The 19,709-nt window shown below is 67.3% G+C and carries 20 protein-coding genes; 15 read left to right on the top strand and 5 right to left on the bottom strand.

Annotation, left to right across the window (positions count from 1 at the left end; genetic code table 11):
* Window positions 1-144: 144 nt before the first annotated feature.
* The 6 genes from OHS03_RS09200 to OHS03_RS09175 are packed head-to-tail and all read left to right on the top strand — an operon-like array spanning window position 145 to window position 6,252.
* The gene (locus OHS03_RS09200; protein ID WP_328662340.1) at window positions 145-1,194 is read left to right on the top strand and encodes a 3-oxoacyl-ACP synthase III family protein; all 1,050 of its coding nucleotides are present in this window, start codon (window positions 145-147) and stop codon (window positions 1,192-1,194) included.
* 10 nt (window positions 1,195-1,204) lie between these two features.
* Window positions 1,205-2,104, top strand: a complete 900-nt coding sequence (locus tag OHS03_RS09195) for a hypothetical protein (protein ID WP_328662339.1) — start codon at window positions 1,205-1,207, stop codon at window positions 2,102-2,104.
* Window positions 2,101-3,759, top strand: coding sequence for a fatty acid CoA ligase family protein (locus OHS03_RS09190; protein ID WP_328662338.1), 1,659 nt, complete (start codon window positions 2,101-2,103; stop codon window positions 3,757-3,759). The genes OHS03_RS09195 and OHS03_RS09190 overlap by 4 nt, the downstream gene beginning before the upstream one ends.
* Complete coding sequence (locus OHS03_RS09185) at window positions 3,756-4,799, top strand: NAD-dependent epimerase/dehydratase family protein (protein ID WP_328662337.1); 1,044 nt, start codon at window positions 3,756-3,758, stop codon at window positions 4,797-4,799. Before OHS03_RS09190 ends, OHS03_RS09185 begins: the two co-directional genes overlap by 4 nt.
* Window positions 4,800-4,833: 34 nt before the next feature.
* Window positions 4,834-6,039: a peptide synthetase gene (locus OHS03_RS09180; RefSeq protein WP_328662336.1), complete on the top strand. Its 1,206-nt coding sequence runs from the start codon at window positions 4,834-4,836 to the stop codon at window positions 6,037-6,039.
* 51 nt (window positions 6,040-6,090) lie between these two features.
* Window positions 6,091-6,252 (top strand): hypothetical protein, encoded by a 162-nt coding sequence (locus tag OHS03_RS09175; RefSeq protein WP_328662335.1) that lies wholly within the window; start codon window positions 6,091-6,093, stop codon window positions 6,250-6,252.
* A gap of 191 nt (window positions 6,253-6,443) precedes the next feature.
* Here the strand turns inward: OHS03_RS09175 and OHS03_RS09170 are convergent, their stop codons facing one another.
* Window positions 6,444-6,641 carry a hypothetical protein gene (locus tag OHS03_RS09170; protein ID WP_328662334.1) on the bottom strand — a complete coding sequence of 66 codons (198 nt, stop codon included), beginning with the start codon at window positions 6,639-6,641 and terminating at the stop codon, window positions 6,444-6,446.
* Between the two features lie 52 nt (window positions 6,642-6,693).
* Entirely contained in the window at window positions 6,694-8,148 is a 1,455-nt protein-coding gene (locus OHS03_RS09165; protein ID WP_328662333.1) for a PLP-dependent cysteine synthase family protein, read from the bottom strand.
* Between the two features lie 198 nt (window positions 8,149-8,346).
* Between OHS03_RS09165 and OHS03_RS09160 the strand changes: the two genes are divergently transcribed.
* The 8 genes from OHS03_RS09160 (at window position 8,347) to OHS03_RS09125 (ending at window position 16,665) form a co-directional block, all read left to right on the top strand.
* On the top strand, window positions 8,347-9,087 hold the full coding sequence (locus OHS03_RS09160) for an IclR family transcriptional regulator (protein ID WP_328662332.1): 741 nt from the start codon (window positions 8,347-8,349) through the stop codon (window positions 9,085-9,087).
* Window positions 9,088-9,409: 322 nt separating this feature from the next.
* Window positions 9,410-10,492: an ABC transporter substrate-binding protein gene (locus tag OHS03_RS09155; protein ID WP_328662331.1), complete on the top strand. Its 1,083-nt coding sequence runs from the start codon at window positions 9,410-9,412 to the stop codon at window positions 10,490-10,492.
* Entirely contained in the window at window positions 10,489-11,352 is an 864-nt protein-coding gene (locus tag OHS03_RS09150) for an ABC transporter ATP-binding protein (protein WP_328662330.1), read from the top strand. The genes OHS03_RS09155 and OHS03_RS09150 overlap by 4 nt, the downstream gene beginning before the upstream one ends.
* The gene (locus tag OHS03_RS09145; RefSeq protein ID WP_328662329.1) at window positions 11,345-12,238 is read left to right on the top strand and encodes an ABC transporter permease; all 894 of its coding nucleotides are present in this window, start codon (window positions 11,345-11,347) and stop codon (window positions 12,236-12,238) included. The genes OHS03_RS09150 and OHS03_RS09145 overlap by 8 nt, the downstream gene beginning before the upstream one ends.
* Window positions 12,239-12,251: 13 nt before the next feature.
* Window positions 12,252-13,592, top strand: coding sequence for an LLM class flavin-dependent oxidoreductase (locus OHS03_RS09140; protein ID WP_328662328.1), 1,341 nt, complete (start codon window positions 12,252-12,254; stop codon window positions 13,590-13,592).
* Between the two features lie 108 nt (window positions 13,593-13,700).
* The gene (locus OHS03_RS09135; protein WP_328662327.1) at window positions 13,701-14,636 is read left to right on the top strand and encodes a TauD/TfdA dioxygenase family protein; all 936 of its coding nucleotides are present in this window, start codon (window positions 13,701-13,703) and stop codon (window positions 14,634-14,636) included.
* A gap of 101 nt (window positions 14,637-14,737) precedes the next feature.
* Window positions 14,738-16,330 (top strand): FAD-dependent oxidoreductase, encoded by a 1,593-nt coding sequence (locus OHS03_RS09130; RefSeq protein WP_328662326.1) that lies wholly within the window; start codon window positions 14,738-14,740, stop codon window positions 16,328-16,330.
* Complete coding sequence (locus OHS03_RS09125; protein ID WP_062987507.1) at window positions 16,327-16,665, top strand: 4Fe-4S dicluster domain-containing protein; 339 nt, start codon at window positions 16,327-16,329, stop codon at window positions 16,663-16,665. Before OHS03_RS09130 ends, OHS03_RS09125 begins: the two co-directional genes overlap by 4 nt.
* Here OHS03_RS09125 and OHS03_RS09120 read toward each other — a convergent pair.
* On the bottom strand, window positions 16,655-17,413 hold the full coding sequence (locus tag OHS03_RS09120) for a 2'-5' RNA ligase family protein (RefSeq protein WP_328662325.1): 759 nt from the start codon (window positions 17,411-17,413) through the stop codon (window positions 16,655-16,657). The genes OHS03_RS09125 and OHS03_RS09120 overlap by 11 nt on opposite strands.
* 104 nt (window positions 17,414-17,517) lie before the next feature.
* Here OHS03_RS09120 and OHS03_RS09115 point away from each other — a divergent pair, with 104 nt between their 5' ends.
* A complete protein-coding gene (locus OHS03_RS09115) occupies window positions 17,518-17,859 on the top strand; it encodes an LSm family protein (protein ID WP_062987502.1) in 342 nt (113 codons plus the stop codon).
* Here OHS03_RS09115 and OHS03_RS09110 read toward each other — a convergent pair whose 3' ends face one another.
* Together OHS03_RS09110 and OHS03_RS09105 are read right to left on the bottom strand one after the other, a co-directional pair.
* Window positions 17,860-18,261 (bottom strand): YybH family protein, encoded by a 402-nt coding sequence (locus tag OHS03_RS09110; RefSeq protein ID WP_062987500.1) that lies wholly within the window; start codon window positions 18,259-18,261, stop codon window positions 17,860-17,862.
* 78 nt (window positions 18,262-18,339) lie between these two features.
* The gene (locus OHS03_RS09105) at window positions 18,340-18,915 is read right to left on the bottom strand and encodes a hypothetical protein (RefSeq protein ID WP_328662324.1); all 576 of its coding nucleotides are present in this window, start codon (window positions 18,913-18,915) and stop codon (window positions 18,340-18,342) included.
* Window positions 18,916-19,709: the final 794 nt, after the last annotated feature.

The following is a 19,709-nucleotide window of genomic DNA, read 5'->3' as shown; positions in this document are numbered from 1 at the left end:
ACATGTTGTCGCACACAATAAATCGTGCCGTCCGGTGTGCTGGATCACTGCTCGCAGCGCGTGTCCGGGACCGGTAGGGTTCGGTTCCACCGGCGATCAGAAATCGTCCGGGACACCATTCTTCGACCGCATCCGGGAGCTCACGTGTCGCATTCGCGTTTCGAATCCATCGGGGCATATCTTCCGTCGAACATATTGTCCACCACCGAATTGATCTCCCGGCTGAAAACGCCACCGGCATTCGATCTGGAGCGCATCACCGGCGTGAAAGAACGCCGCGTGCGCGACACCCGACCGGAATCGGTCGAGGATTCGTTCACCCTCGCCGTCAACGCCGCGCAGGACTGCCTGGCCCGCTCGCGCTACGCCCCGGGCGAGCTGGAGGTGATCATCTCCTGTTCGATCACCCGCAGCAACGACGGCACCCGCATGTACATGGAGCCCTCGTTCGCCTCGACGATCGCCAAGTCCCTCGGCGCCGAGCGGGCCATCACCTTCGACGTCTCCAACGCTTGCGCCGGAATGCTCACCGGCACATACATTCTCGATCGGATGATCCGCTCGGGCGTGGTGCGCAACGGCATGGTGGTCAGCGGCGAGGCGATCACCCCCATCGCCGAGACCGCGGTGAACGAGATCTCGGAGAAGTACGACCTGCAGTTCGCCTCGCTGTCGGTGGGCGATTCCGGGTGCGCGGTCGTGCTCGACCGGGCGGTCGACGACGCCGACAAGATCCACTACGTCGAATTGTTCACTGCCGCAGAACATTCGCACCTGTGCCTCGGCATGCCGAGCGACAAGTCCTCGGGCGTCGCGCTCTACACCGACAACCGCAAGATGCACAACGAAGCGCGGTTTATGCTCTGGCCCGACGCCCAGGGGACCTTCCTCGAACAGCAGGGCCGCGACTTCGCCGGTGAGCAGTTCGACTACATCATCCATCACCAGTTCGGCGCTTCCGCGGTTCCATACATCAACGCGGTGGCCGCCCGCGAGTTCGGTGCCGAGATGCCGCCGGATCTGAATGTGATCGAGAAGTACGGAAACACCTCCACCACCTCGCATTTCATCGTTCTGCACGATCAGCTGGCCGACGAGAACATCGCGGCGGGATCGAAACTGCTCATGGTTCCGGCCGCGTCCGGCGTAGTAGCGGGCTTCCTGTCCACCACCATCTCCTCCCTGAAGGTCTGAGGTTTTCGCCATGGGCATCCGTATCCGTTCCACCGGAACCAGCAGATCCACCGACACCCACAGCGTCGTCGAACACAGCGGCCGCGCCGCCCGGCAGTGCCTCGAACAGGGCGGCGTCCGGCCCGACCAGGTCGGCGTGCTGATCAATACCGGCATCTTCCGCGACTCGAACACCGTCGAACCGGCGGTGGCGGCGCTGATCCAGAAGGCAGCGGGCGTCGGGCTCGACTACACGAAGTCCGATCCGCGGACATTCTCCTTCGACCTGATGAACGGCGCGGTCGGCGTCGTCAATGCCGTGCAGGTGGCGGGCTCGGTGTTGTCGACCGGCAGTACCGAGCACGTCCTGATCGTCGCGGGCGACACCCATCCCTCGATGACGAGGTCGAGCGCCGACGCCGAATTCCCCTACGCCACCGCGGGCGCGGCGCTGCTGCTCGAGCAGGTGGACGGCCCCGAGGGCTTCGGTCCGGTCCACACCGCCACCGCGCCCGGTACTCCCGCGGGACAGGCCTATGTCGATACCGAAGCCATGGGCACCGTCGGCCGCGCACTGATGACCGTAGAACGCGAACCCGACTTCGAGGACCGAATCCTCACGGTCGCCACCGATGTCGCCCGCTCCGCGCTCGCCGATTTCGAGGGCGCCTTCGTCGCGTTGATCGCCTCCACCCCGAGCCCGCATTTCCCCAAGCGGCTCGCCGACGCGCTCGGCATCGACCAGGACGCGGTGCGGGTACCCGACCTGTCCGACGGCGACCCACACACCGCCGCGCTGCCGCTGGCCTACGCGCGCGCGAGCGCCGAGGGCACGCTCGTCGGCTACACCCATGTGCTGTTCGTCGCGGCGGGCGCGGGCCCGTCCGCGGCCGCGACGCTGTACCGACTTCCCACGGACACCACCGCGTGAGGACGGCCACCTACTGGCAGACCATCGACCGATTCCGGGAACTCGCCCGCGAGGAGCCCGACCGCGAGGCGGTCATCCATCCCGACGGCTCGACCGCCGACGGGCTACCCGAGTACCGCAGCATCACCTACCGCGACCTCGATCGCTGGTCCGACGCCATCGCCGAACATCTCACCGACTCCGGGGTCGGCAGCGGCACCCGCACGATCGTGCTCGTGCTGCCGAGCCCGGAGCTGTACGCGATCCTGTTCGCACTGTTGAAGATCGGCGCCGTACCGGTGGTGATCGATCCGGGCATGGGCGTGCGTCGCATGGTGCACTGCCTGCGTGCGGTCGAAGCGGAAGCGTTCATCGGCATCCCGCAGGCGCACGCTCTGCGGGTGCTGTTTCCGCGCAGCTTCCGGCGGGTGCGCACCACCCTCACCGTGGGGCGCCGCTGGTTCTGGGGTGGACCCACGCTGGCCTCGTACCGCCGCACCCCGACCGGCGCTCTGCCCGTACGTGTGCCCGCCGATCCGGACGAGTTGCTGATCATCGGCTTCACCACCGGCAGTACCGGTCCCGCCAAAGCCGTCGAGCTGACCCACGGCAATCTCGCCGCCATGGTGGAACAGGTACACGCCGCCCGCGGGCACACACCACCGGACACCTCCCTGGTGACACTGCCACTGGTCGGCGTCCTCGACCTGCTCCTCGGATCGCGATGCGTGTTGCCACCGCTGATTCCGAGCAAGGTCGGCTCGACCGACCCGGCACACGTGGTCGACGCGATCCAGCGCTTCGGCGTGCGCACCATGTTCGCCTCGCCCGCCGTGCTCATTCCCTTGCTGGAACGGTTGCGCGCGCATCCGGTCGACGTGAAGTCGCTGGCCAGCATCTTCTCCGGTGGTGCTCCCGTTCCGCACTGGTGTGTCGCGGGCTTGCGGGAAGTCTTGCGCCCCGATGTCGAGATCTACGCCGGATACGGCTCGACCGAGGCCTTGCCCATGTCGACCATCGAATCGCGGGAGTTGCTCGCCGGTCTGGTCGAGCGAGCCAAGAGCGGCGAGGGCACCTGCATCGGTCGACCCACCGATCGGGTACGGGTCCGGCTGCTCGCCATCACCGATGATCCGGTCGAGACCTGGGACGACACCGAACAACTCGGCCCGCGGGAGGTCGGCGAGATCGTGGTCGCCGGCCCGAATGTGAGCACACGCTACTACTGGCCCGCGCACGCCAACACCGCGGGCAAGATCACCGACGGCGAGCAGATCTGGCATCGCACCGGCGATCTGGGATGGCTCGACGGGCAGGGGCGAATCTGGTTCTGCGGGCGCAAGAGCCAGCGGATCACCACCGCGCGCGGCCCGATGTTCACAGTGCAGGTCGAACAGGTTTTCAACGCGGTGACGGGAGTCGCACGCACGGCGCTGGTCGGCGTCGGCGCCCCCGGCACCCAGCGACCGGCGCTCTGTGTAGAGCTCGAACCCGGCGCCGACGCAGCGGCCGCACTCACCCGATTGCGCACGCGCGCTGCCGAATTCGACACGCTCGTCCCGATCCGCGAATTCCTCGTACACCCGCGCTTCCCGGTCGATATCCGGCACAACGCCAAGATAGGCCGCGAACAACTCGCCCGCTGGGCCACGAAGAAACTGGACTCGCGACGATGAAGATCCTGGTCACCGGCGCATCCGGATTCCTCGGCGGCGCCATCGTGCGCGCGCTGATCGCCGAGGGCACCCACGATGTCTCGATCCTGGTCCGGCGCACCAGCATTCTCGACGATCTCGGCCCCGCCGCGGCGCGCGTCACGCTCGTCTACGGCGATCTCGCCGACGCGGCCTCGCTGAGCAGAGCCACCAGCGGGATGGACGTGGTGATCCACAGCGCCGCGCGGGTCGACGAACGCGGCACCAGGGCCCGCTTCTGGACCGAGAACGTCCGTGCCACCGAACTGCTGCTCGACGCGGCACGACGTGGTGGCGCGGGCCGGTTCGTCTTCATCTCGAGTCCGAGTGCTCTGATGGAGCGAAAGGGCGGCGATCAGGTCGACGTCGACGAATCGCTGCCATATCCGAGCCGCTACCTCAACCACTATTCCGAAACCAAGGCTGCGGCCGAGCGAGCCGTACTCGCCGCTGACACACCCGAATTCACGACGGTGGCGCTGCGCCCGAGAGCGATCTGGGGCGCCGGGGACCGCTCGGGACCGATCGTTCGGCTGCTCGACCGGACGGCCGCGGGCTCCCTGCCCGACCTGTCCTACGGTCGCACCATCGAGGCCTCGCTGTGCCATGTGGACAATATCGTGCACGCCTGCCTGCTGGCGCTGACCTCGGACGCGGTGGGCGGCAAGGCCTACTTCGTCGCCGATGCCGAGAAGACCGACGTCTGGGGATTCCTCGGCGAGGTCGCGACCCGGCTGGGGTATCGACCGCCTTCTCGCCGACCGAACCCTCGCGTACTGGCGGCGGTGGTCGCGGCCATCGAAACCGTCTGGCGCATACCGGCTGTGGCGAATCGCTGGTCGCCTCCCCTGTCGCGCTATGCCGTCGCCTTGATGACGCGCACCGCCACCTACGACACCGGGGCGGCTCACCGCGATCTCGGCTACACGCCCGTCGTGGATCGCGACACCGGTCTCACCGATTTCCTCACGTGGCTCGACCAGCAGGGCGGCATCGAAGCGCTCGCCGAAGATCTGCAGTAACGCACCCGCAACTACCGACTCGCAGAAGGTAATCATGAACGGCAGCAACGTTTTTCGTCGGCCGGTGTCGACTACCGAGCGCATGTATTTCCCGATGCGCGAGCTGGCACCGCCGTTCCTCATGCAGCTGGTCGTTCCCGGTGAGGGCAACATCGAACCGGAGTCATTGCGCACAGCGGTATCGGCAGCGGCATCGGTCACTCCCGGCGCGCGACTGCGACGCCACGGCGGCGAGTGGATCGACAGCGAGATCGCGCCGGCGGTGCGCGTGATATCCGACCACCGGCTGAGCTACCCCGCGCTCGAGACCGACCCGGTCCTCACCGGTGAGATCGGGCCGACCCCCGACACCACTGTCGAGGTCCTGTTGCTCACCGGCGCGTCGACGACGCTGATCTTCCGAGTCTTCCACGGCGTGATGGACGGCGTCGGCATGGTCGCGTGGGCGACCAATGTGCTGCGCGCACTGCGCGGCGAGGACCTCGTTCCCCACCTCGATCCGGTCGCCGACCAGGAGCTCGTGGCGCGAGTCGGCGCACCGGGCAGGCCGACGCCGATGGTCCCGCGCTACCGCGCGGCCGTCGGGCGAGGCAGACAGCATCGCGATCTCGCACCCCATCTGCTGCGTCATCGGCGCATCGATGCCGCCGGGCCCGGCGCGCTGGCCCGCGTCTGCGCCCTGCTGGCCGCCGAGACCCCGGGCATCTCGCGCATCATGATGCCCGTCGACCTCCGTCGCCACGACCCCGCGCTACGTTCCACCGCCAACCTCGCGCTCCCGCTGTTCCTCGATATCGAGCCGGGCCGCGAATGGACCGCGATCAAGGACCAGATCAAGACAGGGCTACGCGAACGGCGTGAGCTGAATCAACTCGCCAACACCCGCATCACGCTCGTACCCGACCCGATCAACCGCGCCGTGCTGCGCACCACGAACTGGCTCGGTGCCCGCCTCGGCCGAAACCTGGCCTCGGCCACCGTGTCCCACATGGGTCGCTTCACCGCGGCGGAACTCGCCGTGCCCGGCTTCCGCCCGACCGGACTGTTCGTCCTGCCTCAGCACAGCATCGCCATGCCCCTGCTGTTCGGGCTGACCGAATTCGACGGCCACACCCACCTGACCGTGTCAGCACGCAACGGCGCGGGCATCGAGTCCCGCCTCGAAGCCCTACTCGACCGCATCGTCGCCATGCTCGAAGCCGAACTTCGCGCACCGAGCCCGGCAGACCAGCGGCCGTGACCCCGCCGCACGGCGAGCGGCCAGGTCGCTACCGCGACTATCCTGAACCTCGTGGGCATCATCGGCGAACTCTTCCCAGGTAAGAAGCTGCAGAACGAAGGCAGCGGCGACTCCAACGGCCAACCCCACCTCGACTTGGACCTCGAGGCGGGCGTCATCCGCCTGTCCGGCACCACCACCCCGCACCCGACCGACGAGGAATCCGACGCCTGACCTGCGAACTCCCGCTGTCGGGTCCCGCGCGCCCGGCTGGGCAGTGCACCACCGATCGCATCGCTGCGATTCGATCGACGCGCCCGCCGTCGGCGGACAGAATCACCCAGCTGAGCAGATAGGTGTCGTCCGCCAGATCGGCGGGCAGCCTACTGAGACGGGGTGGTCGTTGCGGTCCGGCTCGCGCGGCACTATCCACCGAGGAAGGCCGTCCAGGCGAACACCGAGGCGGCGAGCGCGTTTTCCCATTCCGGTTCGCGCTCGCGCGGCTCGTTCGCCGACCCCGAAGGCGGATTCACCTGCCGATTCGCCGACCACACGACCCGATCCCACCACCGGCGCCCACTCCAGTGGATGTCTTCACCACCCATCGCTACCGTCGCCATCACAGCGCCGAGCGTGCGTCGGCCAGCGCCCCCAGCACGGCCCAGGTAGCGCGTCTCACGACGCACCCGCGCTCACGACAGCGGCAACGAACGCGGCGGCGTCGGCCCCGCCGACCACTCGGCCTTCGTGCACGACCAGCACCTCACCGTGATAGTCGGCGAGCCGTGTCACCGCCGTACCCACCGGCTCGGTGGTGCCGGCGAACGCGGGCGGCGGGTCCAGATGCGCCTCGATCGGATCTTCATCGGGTGCGCCGACGAGCCGGGCCTGTGTCGCGGTGCCGAGTACCTCGGCGACCACCACCGGCCCGGCGGTCTGCCTGGCGAGGACGACCGGAAGCGATAGGCGTGAAGCGAGTTCCCCGCGCACCGAGGACACGGTCGCCGTCGACGGGAGCAATCGTGCCTCGGCGAGCACCGACGAACCTGTCCCGGCCGACCGGGCGCCCTCGACCACACCGAGCGCCGAACCGACTGTCGGCTCACCGTGTGCCGCGAGCAACGGAAACCCGAACTGCCCGAGCCACCCGTCGTCGAAGTACTTCGACAGGTATCCGCGTCCCGAGTCGGGCGCGATCACCACCACCACATCCTCGGGTCCGAGCCCACGGGCCACCCGCAGCGCGGCGGCGATCGAGGTGCCGGAGGAACCGCCGAGCAGCAGGCCTTCCTCTTTGGCCAATCGGTGCAGCACCCGCAGCGATTCACCGTCGGTGATCCGCTCGATCCGGTCGATCACCTCGGTGTGGTACGACTGCGGCCACTCGTCGAGTTCGGTTTCCGGATGCCGGTAGTGCCCCACCGATTCGACGTACCAGGCGCGACCGTCGCCGCCGCCGTACACCGACGTCTCGGGATCGGCCCCGATGACCTGGACCCGACCGCCCGAGGCTTCCTTCAGGAATTCCCCTGTGCCGCTGACAGTTCCGCCGGTGCCGATGCCCGCCACATAGTGCGTGACGCCGCCCGCGGTCTGGGCCCAGATCTCGGGTCCGGTGGTTTCACGGTGCGCGGTGGGGTTGGCCGGGTTGTCGTACTGGCCCGCGAACCACGCGCCGGGGATCTCCTCGGTCAATCGCAGTCCGACGCTGCGCAGGTGCTCGGGGTGCCCGACCGGGCGACCGCCGGGAGTCACATGAACCTCGGCGCCGTAGGCCCGTAACAGCGCGATCTTGTCGCGGCTGGACTTGTCCGGCACGACCACCACCGTGCGATAGCCACGTGCCGCCGCGATGGCCGCCAACCCGATGCCGGTGTTGCCGGAGGTCGCCTCCACCACGACCCCACCGGGCCGTAGCTCCCCTGCGGCTTCGGCGGCGTCGAGCATGAACAGGGCCGCTCGATCCTTCACGCTCCCACCGGGATTGAGATATTCGAGCTTCACGTACACCGTGGCGGTGATGCCGTCGGTGATCCGGTTCAACCGAACCAGCGGGGTGTGCCCGATAGCTTGGTCGATGGAGTCGAACACCGCGGCGGTGCGCCGGGTGTCCTCGATGTCGATGGTCATGCCGCCGACCTTCCTGTCTCGCCGACGCTTCAGGGCGGGTTCCAGATTCCCCGCAACCCCACCCCGCCGACAGGTTTGTTCTCACCCGGATTCGATCGCCGCCTGATGAATTACTCGCACCGATGCGCCGAATCATTGCGCCTGGATAGCGCGATGACGATAGTTCTCGGCACGCCGTCGAGTAGGAAGGAGGCCGCCGTGACCGCGACCGAACCCCCACGTTCCGGTGCACAAGCCGTCGACCGTGCCGTGTACGTGCTGAACTGCTTTCAGGGCGGCGACCCGGAATTGTCGCTGAGCGAGTTGGCGCAGCGGGCCGGGTTCCCGGTGAGCACCACCTTCCGGCTGGCGCAGGCGCTGGTGCGCGGCAGGCTGTTGGAGCAGGACCCGGCGACCGATCGCTACCGGATCGGGCACGGACTGGCGTGCCTGGCCCGTCCCGCGCTGTCGCGGCTCGGCCTCGACGACGCGGCGCCACATTTGTACGCGTTGGCCGCCGGCATCAAGATCACGGTCAGTCTCAGTGTCGCCGATGCCGACGAGGCGCTCACCGTGTTCCAGGCCCGGCCACCGATCCACTTCTGCCACAACCAGATTCCGCAGGAGCGCAGACCGTTGAGCACCAGCGCCGTCGGTCACGCGCTGCTCGCGCACACCACGGCGGGACTCGACCGCGGCAACGGCGAACTGTTCGACACCATCCGCCGTCGCGGGTACGCCATCGAGGAGATCGACAGCGACGAACCGATCCGCGCGATCGCCGTTCCGGTCCTCGGGCCGGATCGACAGGTGTGGGGCGCGATCGGTGTGCAGGCGCGCGCGGTACGTCTGGATCGCGATCTGGTTCGCGCCGTACTGCCTGCCATCCATCAGATCGCGGTGCGCATCAGCCCCTATTTCCATACCGCGGCCGCAGGTGAGGGATTCGACGCACCATGATTTTCACGATGTGGAAACAGTATTGCCGAGTCGTTATCTGTTGACGCACTATTGAATCGAGGCGGCGTCCCCTATGCCGACCACTTTCACGAAAGTCCCATCATGATCGAATCCCCCGCGCTCGTTCGCCGCCGTACGGTGGACTTGATGCGCCTGTCCCCCGGATTCTGTCGCAGCTGAAATAGCGGCGACATTCCTCCGTCGTCGAACTCCACTTTCTCTCATACCCGTTAATCCGCCCTTTGTGTGTGGATCGTCGCGGCGTGCGCCCGTTGTGGCCCGTCGCTCAGTCCTCCCACGCCGTAGAAAGAAATCGCGAAACATGTTGTCCACTACCTTCCGACGACGTCCGCTGCGTGCGCTCGCCGCCGCGCTCGTCGCACCCGCCGTCCTCGCGGTCGTCACCGCGTGCGGCGGCACCGATGCCGTGACGACTGCCGACGGCAAGACCGTGCTGCGCTACCAGGGACAGACCGGACAGGTCACGCCGTACGAGCTCGCCGACAACCTGGGCTACTTCACCAAGATCAGCTTTCAGTGGGAGGGCGACACCACCAGTGGCCCGGCCAATATCCAGGCGGCCGCCACCAAGCAGGTCGAATTCGGCAGCGCGTTCAACGGCGCGGTGGTCAAGCTCGCCGCGGGCGGCGCCCCGGTGCAAGCGGTGCTGAGCTCCTACGGCTCCGATGCCAAGTCGTTCACCGGCTACTTCGTCCGCGACAATGCCGGCATCACCAACGCCCGTGACCTGATCGGCAAGAAGGTCGGCGTCAACACCCTCGGCGCGCACCACGAGTTCGTCACCCGCGAATGGCTGCACCAGCAGGGCCTGAGCGAGGCCGAGATCAAGCAGGTCCAGCTGATCGTGGTGCCGCCGGTCAACACCGAGGAGGCGCTGCGCAGCGGTCAGATCGACGTCGGCGCGCTCGGCAGCGTATTCCGTGAGACCGCCGTCGAGCGCGGAGGCCTGCACCCGCTGTTCACCGACAAGGATATCTTCGGCGAATTCGATTACGGCACCTACGTTTTCCGTAAGGACTACATCGCGCAGAACCCCGAAGCCGTCAAGGACTTCGTGCAGGGCACCGCGCGCGCCACCCGCTGGCTGCAGCTCACCCCGCGTGATCAGGTCGTCGCCAAGTTCACCGAGATCATCAACAAGCGCGGCCGTAACGAGAACCTCAAGCTGCTCGACTACTGGCGCAGCCCCGGCCTGCCGGTGCCAGGAGCGGTGATCGCGGACAAGGAGATCCAGATCTGGATCGATTGGCTCGAGCGCAACGGCGAACTGCCCAAGGGCAAGATCACCGCCACGGACCTGTTCACCAACAAGGACAACCCCTACGCCAACGGCACGTACCAGCCGACCAGCGGTCCGACCGGAGAGGTGGTGGCCGCGAAATGACCGGCACCCCAGCCAAACTCACGCTGCGATCGGTGGGCAAACAGTTCGCCGTGCGCGGCACCGACGAGAAGTTCACCGCGATCGACGACATCTCCATCGAGGTCGGAGCAGGCGAGTTCCTCGTCCTGGTCGGGCCGAGCGGCTCGGGCAAGTCCACGCTGCTCGACCTGCTGGGTGGACTGAGCAAGCCCAGCTCCGGACAGATCCTGCTCGACGGCGCCCCGATCACCGGCCCCGGTCTCGACCGCGGCGTGGTGTTCCAGCAGTACGCGCTGCTGCCGTGGCGGACCGCTCGCGCCAATATCCAGTTCGGCCTCGAGGCCAAGGGCATCGCTCGCAAGGAGCGCAAGGCGATCGCCGAGCACTACCTCGAGTTGGTCGGCCTGGCCGGCTTCGGTGACCGGTACCCGCACGAGTTGTCCGGCGGTATGAAGCAGCGCGTGGCGATCGCCCGCAGCCTGGCCTTCGATCCCGAGGTGCTGCTGATGGACGAACCGTTCGCGGCACTCGACGCACAGACCAGGGAGTCGCTGCAGGACGAGCTCCTGCGGATCTGGCGCACCACCGGCAAGACCATTCTGTTCATCACCCACGGCATCGATGAAGCGGTGTATCTGGGCCAGCGCGTCGCGGTGCTCACCTCACGCCCCGGCCGGGTGAAGGCCGTGATCGATATCGACATCGACCGCAGCGGCGATATCGACGTCCGCTCCAGCGAACAGTTCCGCGACTACCGCCATCGGATCTGGACGGAACTGCAGAGCGAGGTGAGCCGGGCCCAGCGCCTGGAACTCGCCGCCGACGACACCACGGCCGCCGCGGCGGTCGCGTCCACCGACAGGAGTCCCGCCCATGTCTAGCGCCGTCCCCCTGCTCGTGCGCCCCGTCGAGGTCGCCGCCGCACCGGCCGCACCCCCGCGTACACGCACCGCGGTGCCTGCCGCTCGCTCCGCGCTCAGCCGAGCGGTCGGCGCGGGAGGCAGCACTGCACTTCGCATCGCCAAACCCCTGCTCGCCTTCGCGCTGCTGCTCGGCGCGTGGGAGTTGGCGCCACGGTTCGGTCTGGTCGACGAGGTATTCCTCCCGCCGTTCTCCACGGTGGTGCAGGCCTTCTTCGAGTTGGCGGGCAACGGCCAGCTGGCCGAACACACCTCGGCCAGCCTCACCCGATCGGTCACCGGCTTCTCCTTCGCCCTGGTGATCGCCGTCCCGGTCGGCATCGCCATCGCCTGGTACAAGCCGGTGTCGGATTTCCTCAATCCGGTCCTCGAACTGTTCCGCAACACCGCCGCGCTCGCGCTGCTTCCGGTGTTCGTGCTGATCCTCGGCATCGGCGAGACCTCGAAGATCGCGCTGATCGGCTACGCCACGTTCTTCCCGATCCTGCTCAATACCATCACCGGCGTGCGCACCGTCGACCCGCTGCTCGTGAAATCGGCGGTCTCACTGGGCTTCTCGCCACTGCGGTTGTTCCAGAAGGTGATCCTGCCCGCGGCGATCCCGTCCATCTTCACCGGTATCCGAATGGCCGCGTCGGGCTCGATCCTGGTCCTCATCGCCGCCGAGATGATCGGCGCGCGAGCCGGTCTGGGCTATCTCATCACCGCCGCGCAGCAGAACTTCCAGATTCCGCAGATGTACGCGGGGATCGTGGCGATCTCGCTGATCGGTCTCGGTTTCAACTTCGCCCTCGTCGCCCTGGAACGCCGGCTCTCGCGCTGGCGTACCTCACCGACCAACGCCTGATCAGGAGATCACCATGTCTGGCAGAACCTTTCACCTCAACGCCTTCCTGATGGGCGTCGGCCACCACGAGGCCGCGTGGCGCCATCCGCGCACCGACGAACAGCGCGTGCTCGATGTGCGCCACTTCCAGGAACTGGCGCGCATCGCCGAGCGCGGCAAGCTCGACTCGGTGTTCTTCGCCGACACCCTCGCGGTGGGCCCGCGGATCGAACGCAACACCCTCACCGTGTTCGAACCGATCACTCTGCTGTCGGCGATCGCGGCGGTCACCGAGCGGATCGGCCTGATCGCCACCGCGTCGACCAGCTACAACGAGCCGTTCAATCTCGCACGCAAATTCGCCTCGCTCGACCACATCAGCGCGGGTCGTGCCGGATGGAACATCGTCACCTCCGGCAATGTCGACGAGGCCTACAACTTCGGGCTCGACGCGATCCCCGAGCACGCCCGCCGCTACGAACGCGCCGAGGAGTTCGTCGACGTGGCCTTGGCCCTGTGGGACAGCTGGGAAGCCGAGGCGATCGTGCTCGACACCGAGACCGGCGTCTTCGCCGACCCGAGCCGGGTGCACACCCTCGACTACGAGGGCGAACGGTTCCGCGTACGCGGCCCACTGAACTCCCCCCGTGGACCGCAGGGTCGACCGCTGCTGGTGCAGGCCGGCTCCTCGGAATCTGGCAAGGAGTTCGCCGCCCACCGTGCCGAAGCCGTGTTCACCGCACAGCGCACCCTCGACGAGGGCGTGCAGTTCTACCGCGATCTCAAGTCGCGCCTGGCGAAATACGGGCGCGCACACGACGACTTGAAGGTGCTGCCCGGTCTGGTGCCGTTCATCGCCGACACCGTCGAGGAGGCCAGGGCTCTCGAACAGGAGTTCACCGACCTGATCTCGCCCGACTACGCACTGCGCCAACTCTCGTCGATGCTCGGCGTCGACCTGACCGCACACGCGCTGGACGCACCGTTGCCCCCGCTGCCCGCCGAGAGCGAGATCGAGGGCGGCAAGAGCCGGTTCACGCTGGTCAAGCAGCTGGCCGAATCCGAGGACCTCACCGTGCGTCAGCTCATCGGCAAGCTGGGCGGCGGCCGCGGTCACCGCACCTTCGCCGGGACGCCCGAGCAGGTCGCCGATGAACTGCAGAGCTGGTTCGACGCCGGTGCCGCCGACGGATTCAACATCATGGCGCCCTACCTTCCCGGCGGCCTGGCCGATTTCGTCGACCGCGTGGTGCCGATCCTGCAGGAGCGCGGTCTGTTCCGCACCGACTACGAATCCACCACGCTGCGCGGCCATTACGGTCTCGCTCCGGTGGAAAGCCAGTTCGCCGAGCAGGATTCACGGGTGAGCGCCTGATGCGCGCCCGGCGACTCGATATCGAGTTCATGCGGGTGGTGAGCAGTTCCTGTCGGGAATGACGACTACCACAACCCGGCGACAGACTTCACACGAAGGACCACCGACATGACCACCATCGAAACCCCCCGCGTTCTCAACGCCCTCGAGATCACCCCGGTCGCAGGCCACATCGGCGCCGAGGTGACCGGCGTCGACCTGCGCGAGGAGCTCACCGACGCCCAGGTCGACGAGCTCACCGCGGCGCTGCACCGGCACAAGGTGCTGTTCTTCCGCGATCAGCAGATCGGGCACACCGAACAGATCGCGTTCTCCCGCCGCTTCGGCGCGGTCACCCCGTCGCATCCCTACGACGACGACGCGCCCACCGAGCACCCGGAGATCCTGGCTGTCGACAGCCGCCTCTACGAGAAGAAGTTCGGCCGCAAGAAGTTCAGCTACACCAACAAATGGCACACCGATGTCTCGCCGCTGATCAACCCGCCCGCGGCCTCGATCCTGCGCGCCGAGATCGCACCGGAGATCGGCGGCGACACCCAGTGGACCAACCTGGCCGCGGCCTACGCCGGTCTGCCGGAATCGCTGCGCACCTTCGTCGACGGACTGCGGGCCGAGCACCGCTTCGGTGGCCGGATTCCGCCGTGGGAGGCGGGCAGCGAGTACGCCCGCAAGATCGCCGCGGCACCGCTGGTGACCGAGCATCCTGTCGTGCGTGTCCACCCGGTGACCGGTGAGCGCGTGCTGTTCGTCAACCCGGGCTTCACCACCAGGATCCTCGGCCTGACCCCGCCCCAGAGCGATGCCCTGTTGCAGTTGCTGTTCGACGAGATCTCACACCCCGCCTACACCGTCCGCTTCCGCTGGGAAAAGGGCAGCATCGCCTTCTGGGACAACCGCGCCACCGCGCACCTCGCCCCCAGCGACCTCGACCACCTCGACGTCACCCGGGTCCTCTACCGCACCACCCTCGAGGGCGACATCCCGGTCGGCGTCGACGGCGCGGCCTCCACTCCGATCGCCGGCGCGAAGTTCACCGGCGCCTGAGAACCGTTGCGGTGCCCGCACCTTCGTGGCGGGCACCGCACCCCGGCCCTCGGTGGCCACGACCCTGCGCGCGGCGCGCGCCGACACACACAGGAGCACACATGACCGAACCGTGGCACACCAGTACCGACGTGCTCATCATCGGCGGCGGTCCCGCGGCATCCTGGGCCGCGATCCACGCCCGTGAAGCAGGCGCCGAGGTGATCCTGGTCGACAAGGGCTACTGCGGAACCAGCGGCGCCACAGCGCCTTCCGGCACCGGCGTCTGGTACGTGGCCCCCGAAGCCGCCGCCCGTGCCAACGCGAAGGCGAGCAGGGAGGCACTCGGCGGTCACCTCGCCGACCACTATTGGATGGATCGCGTCCTCGACCAGACCTACGCCAACATGAACCGGCTCGCCGTCGAGGGCCGCTATCCGTTCCCGGTGGACCCGGCCACCGGTGCGCAGTTACGCACCGGCGTGCAGGGGCCGGAGTACATGCGCCGAATGCGGGCGTGGCTCACCCGGCTCGGTGTGCAGGTCCACGATCACTCCCCCGCCCTGGAACTGCTCGTCGACGAAACGGGCGCGGTGCGTGGCGCGGCGGGCTATCAGCGTCAGCTGGATCGGGACTACCGGATCACCGCGGGCGCGGTAGTGCTCGCCACCGGCGGTTGCGCGTTCCTCTCCCGCGCACTCGGCACCAATGTCGACACCGGCGACGGCGCGTTGATGGCGGCCGAGGCGGGCGCGCGGTTCTCGGGCATGGAGTTCTCCAACGCCTACGCCATCGTGCCCAAGGGTTCCACCATCACCAAGACCGCCTACTACGGCTATGCCACCTTCTTCGGCGAGGACGGCCGGGTGCTCGAGGAGGCCGGGTCGACCAAGGGTCGCTCGGTGATCGCCCGAACCCTGTTGCAGGAGAAAGTGTTCGCGCAGCTCGATCGCGCGGATGAGACGGTGCAGGCGCAGATGCGGGTGGGTCAGCCGAACTTCTTCTTGCAGTTCGACCGGCGCGGTATCGATCCGTTCACCGACCGGTTCGAGATCGACCTGCTCGCCGAGGGCACGGTCCGCGGCACCGGCGGCATCGATGTGGTCGACGATCACTGCGCGACAACGGTTCCCGGCCTGTACGTCGCGGGCGACGCGGCCACCCGCGAGCGTATCTGTGGTGGTTTCACCGGCGGTGGCAGCCATAATGCCGCCTGGGCGATGTCGTCGGGAAGCTGGGCGGGCGCGGGCGCCGCGCACTATGCCACGACGGCTGACCGCTCAGATGGTGCGGTGCGTGGAATCGGTGGAGTCGGCTTGCGCCCCACCGAATCACCGTCGGTCACCGCGGCCGAGGTCGTCACCGCCGCGCAGGACGAGTTGATCCCCTTCGAGAAGAACTATCTGCGCCATGGTGACCGGCTGCGCCCCGCTCTCGCCCGGCTCGACGAACTGTGGGATGCCGCGTCGGCGGGTCTCGGCGGCGGGACCGGCGACGAACGGGTCAGGGCCCGGCAGGCCGCGGCGATCACCGCGGTCGGGCGCCTCATGTACCGATCCACGTTGGCGCGCACCGAGACTCGTGGGATGAGCAAACGCGCCGATCATCCCGACCTCGATCCGGCACAGCATCACCACCTGCATTCGGGTGGGCTCGACGAGCCGTGGGTCGATTCGGCGAGCACCCGCAACTCGGGTCTGGCGGTGGCGTCGTGATCGAACTGCTGCGTGCGCAGGACTGCATCGGCTGCGACAAATGCGTGACGGCCTGCCCCACCAATGTCTTCGATCGCGTCGACGGCGGGATCCCGGTTATCGCACGGCAATCGGACTGCCAGACCTGCTTCATGTGCGAGGCGTACTGCCCGACCGATGCCCTCTACGTCGCGCCCGAGGTCACGCCGCTGCCGCCGGACGCGGCGGTTCCCACCGAGCACATCGGCCGGTATCGCGAGAAGCTCGGTTGGGGGCACGGACGCACCGCGGGCGCTCAGGTCGCGGTGGGGCCGCGACTCCCGCACGGGGCGCCGCCGCCACGCCTCAACCCCTGAGAGTGGGCGGTATCGGGTGTCGCAGCGGGCCGAACAGCGGGTCGTCGAACACGCTCTGTTCGACGACCGGCTCCGGTTCACGCAGTAGGCCGGCGGTGCTGACATCGGACCAGTCGTATCGTCCGTCCTCGCACTGCAATTCGACCATCGAGACCGCGGAGACCGTGTCGTCGAGGGCGAAGTCGTCCAACCCGTCCTCGGCTAGCGCGGTGCGGATCTCGTGCATCGGTGTCGGGTGGGTCGCGTGGGCCAGCGCCAGGTAGGGGCGCAGCGGCTCACCGTAGTCGGGGATCCGTTCCCGGATCCACACCTCGGTCAGCGCGTCGGTCAGGTCCGCCCGCACCCGGAGCAGTTCGTCCGAGACGGTGATGGGCAATCGGATCGATTCGGCGGTGACCTCTGGCGGTCCGAACGCGAGTTGGAACGGCGCGAGCTGGGCGAGTAGATCGCGCGCGCCTGCCACCAGCGCCGCCAGGTGCACCCCTTTGACCCCGTCGGCGAACCCGATGCCCTGCACACCGATCCGCAGCCGCGCGGCGTCTACCTGCTCGAGGCCGGGCAGGCGCGAGAGAGTGGGCGCGAAGATCTCGAGCAGTTTGTCGGCGACCGGCTGGCTCGGCGTGATCTGCCAGTTGTAGAACGAACGACCCGGTGTCCACCCCGGACGCCACCACCAGCGGCTGGCAACGGTCATCTCGCTCGCGATCATGGTGCGCAACCTCCCGACCTCGGCTGACACGATCGGCATCGATGCGATGCCGGCTACCTCACAGCGACGGTATTCCCGGTGTGATCGGCGAGCAACCTGGCGAGACCGTTCCGTTGCGCCTTCGACGCACTACACTGACTGCCGTGCCTGTTCGTCGGCTGATCACGCTTTCCGCGTTCGCCCTCCTGCTTCCTCTCGCCGTTTCCGCGTGCACCATGACCGGACCCGGCACCACCTCCGAATGCACCGTGAGCGGGTGCACCGTCACCTTCGACCGGGGCGTGAGCGCCAAGGCCTCGATCCTCGGTATCGACGCCGAACTCGTCGCCGTGAACGGTGACATGGTCACCCTGAGCGTCGGTGGCCAGCAGATCACGGTTCCGGTCGGCCAGTCCCAGGCCAGCAACGGCACCGATGTTCGCGTCAGTGAGGTGACCGACGACAAGGTCGTCGTCGTCTTCGCGACCGGCCTGAACCCGAACTGATCAGCCGGGCACGTTCGACCGAACTGCCGGTGCACTGACCACCCAGGGCGCGTTCGGTTGATCGAGGATCCAGCGCCAGCTGCCGTCGGGCTGCCTGCGTGCCACCTCCACGGTCGCGCCGGGGCCACCGGGCAGACGTGACGATGTCAGCGCCAGATCGCCCGCGAGTAAGGCGGGCGCCTGGTGACCGGGTTGGAACACGGGTCGATCGGCGACCAGTCGCGTATAAGCTGCCCTGATCTCGTCCACCCCGGTCGCGACGACCCCATCCGGCAGTGCGAGCACCGCGTCGGACTCGTACAGCTCGACGAGTCCGTCCACATCACCGGCGTTCAATCGCTCGACCACCAGCCGGCTCAGATCTTCCGGGCGCTGCGCACGTTCTCGCACATTCTCGGCCATCGCCACCCTCCCTCGACTCGGGTTGTGCGACAACGGTAACGCCGGGGTACGACACGAATCGGGCACGCGGCACGGCGGTCATGGGTGCTCGTGCAGCGTCACCGCGAACCGGTACCAATTTCCGTCATAGGGCGTATAGACGGGCTGATATCCCGCACCGCCGTGATCCGGCGGCGGAGTTCCCGGCGGAAAGTAGGCCAACCCGCCGGAAATCGCCATGTCATCGATAGTGAACTGACATCCACCGTCGTCGGGTCTGACACCAGTGGCCCGAATGACACCGAACCACTGCCCCTCCGATTCCCGGCAATTCCGGGCGGCATCGGTCATCGCCGCGGACGACAGCCACCATCCCACTTTGTCCGGCACCCCGAACCACACCAGGCCCAGCCCGACGATCACCACCACCGGGGCGACGACGACGGCCCGATACTCCCGATACCGAGCACACCCGATCGGCGCCAGAATCATCCAGGACACCCCGCAGGCCAGCAGCATCACGACCGCGACAACCCAGCCGAGAAGGTCGATGTGGGTGGCGTCGACCACGAGCGTCACCGCGATCGCCACCGTCGCGAACCCGGTGGTGACCCACATCGCCACCGACCATCGCCGTGGCGCCTGATCTGTCGTGCGCGTCCCCACCGTCGTCATCAGCCCACTCTACGATCGGCTCGCGCGCCGAGGAACGGCGAAACCCCCGAAAGCCAACGGCCTCCAGGGGTTTCACAGAAACAGCGTGATCTCAGCCGATCACAGCGGCGGGAATCCCGACGATCCGGTCGCCATCCAGTTCCAGAACTCGGTGACGCGGTTGAGGACCAACGCCATGATGTCGAGGGCAGTGCTTCCCATTGTCTTCCTTCACATTCGGACGAACACTTCGCGCCTTCACCATAGCAACCGGCCTCGAGTGAGCAACGTTGTGATAACAGACAGATGACGACGCCCGCACTGGTTTCCGACAACGACCCCGAACCGGTCGCCGACCCCCGCGCGGCGGATATACCTGGCCGACGATCCCGGATGCACCGATCGCCATACAACGAACGGCATATATGAATCGCGGCAGGTGAACGCAAGGGAAACAAACTCGGACGACCGCCTCCGCCAGTGTGATCGTGCATACAAGGATCATCCCATCCGGAATGAACAAAATATCTGGAGACAATCACGTACCCGAATGCGCCTACTTCCAACACTGAAGCACGACAAGAGAACCCGTCACGCGATGACATAAAACAGCAGGCGGCAGACTTTTGTTCAATGAAACCGTGATGCCCGTCACCGTCTTCCTCTCAGCAGGATCACATATACGATCACTCACGCCGAGACTTCACGGAAATATATTACCGCCGAAGTTCGACGCATCAGGTGACACAGTGCGGTGTTCTCCCGAATCCCATCCTTCCGCCGCTTCGGCATGCATTCGTCACGAGGTGAACCGG

Origin of the sequence: Nocardia salmonicida, assembly GCF_036142455.1 — a bacterium.
Lineage (GTDB): Bacteria > Actinomycetota > Actinomycetes > Mycobacteriales > Mycobacteriaceae > Nocardia > Nocardia salmonicida.
Note: the sequence above shows the minus strand (reverse complement) of the source record. Positions and strands in the feature narration are given on the sequence as shown.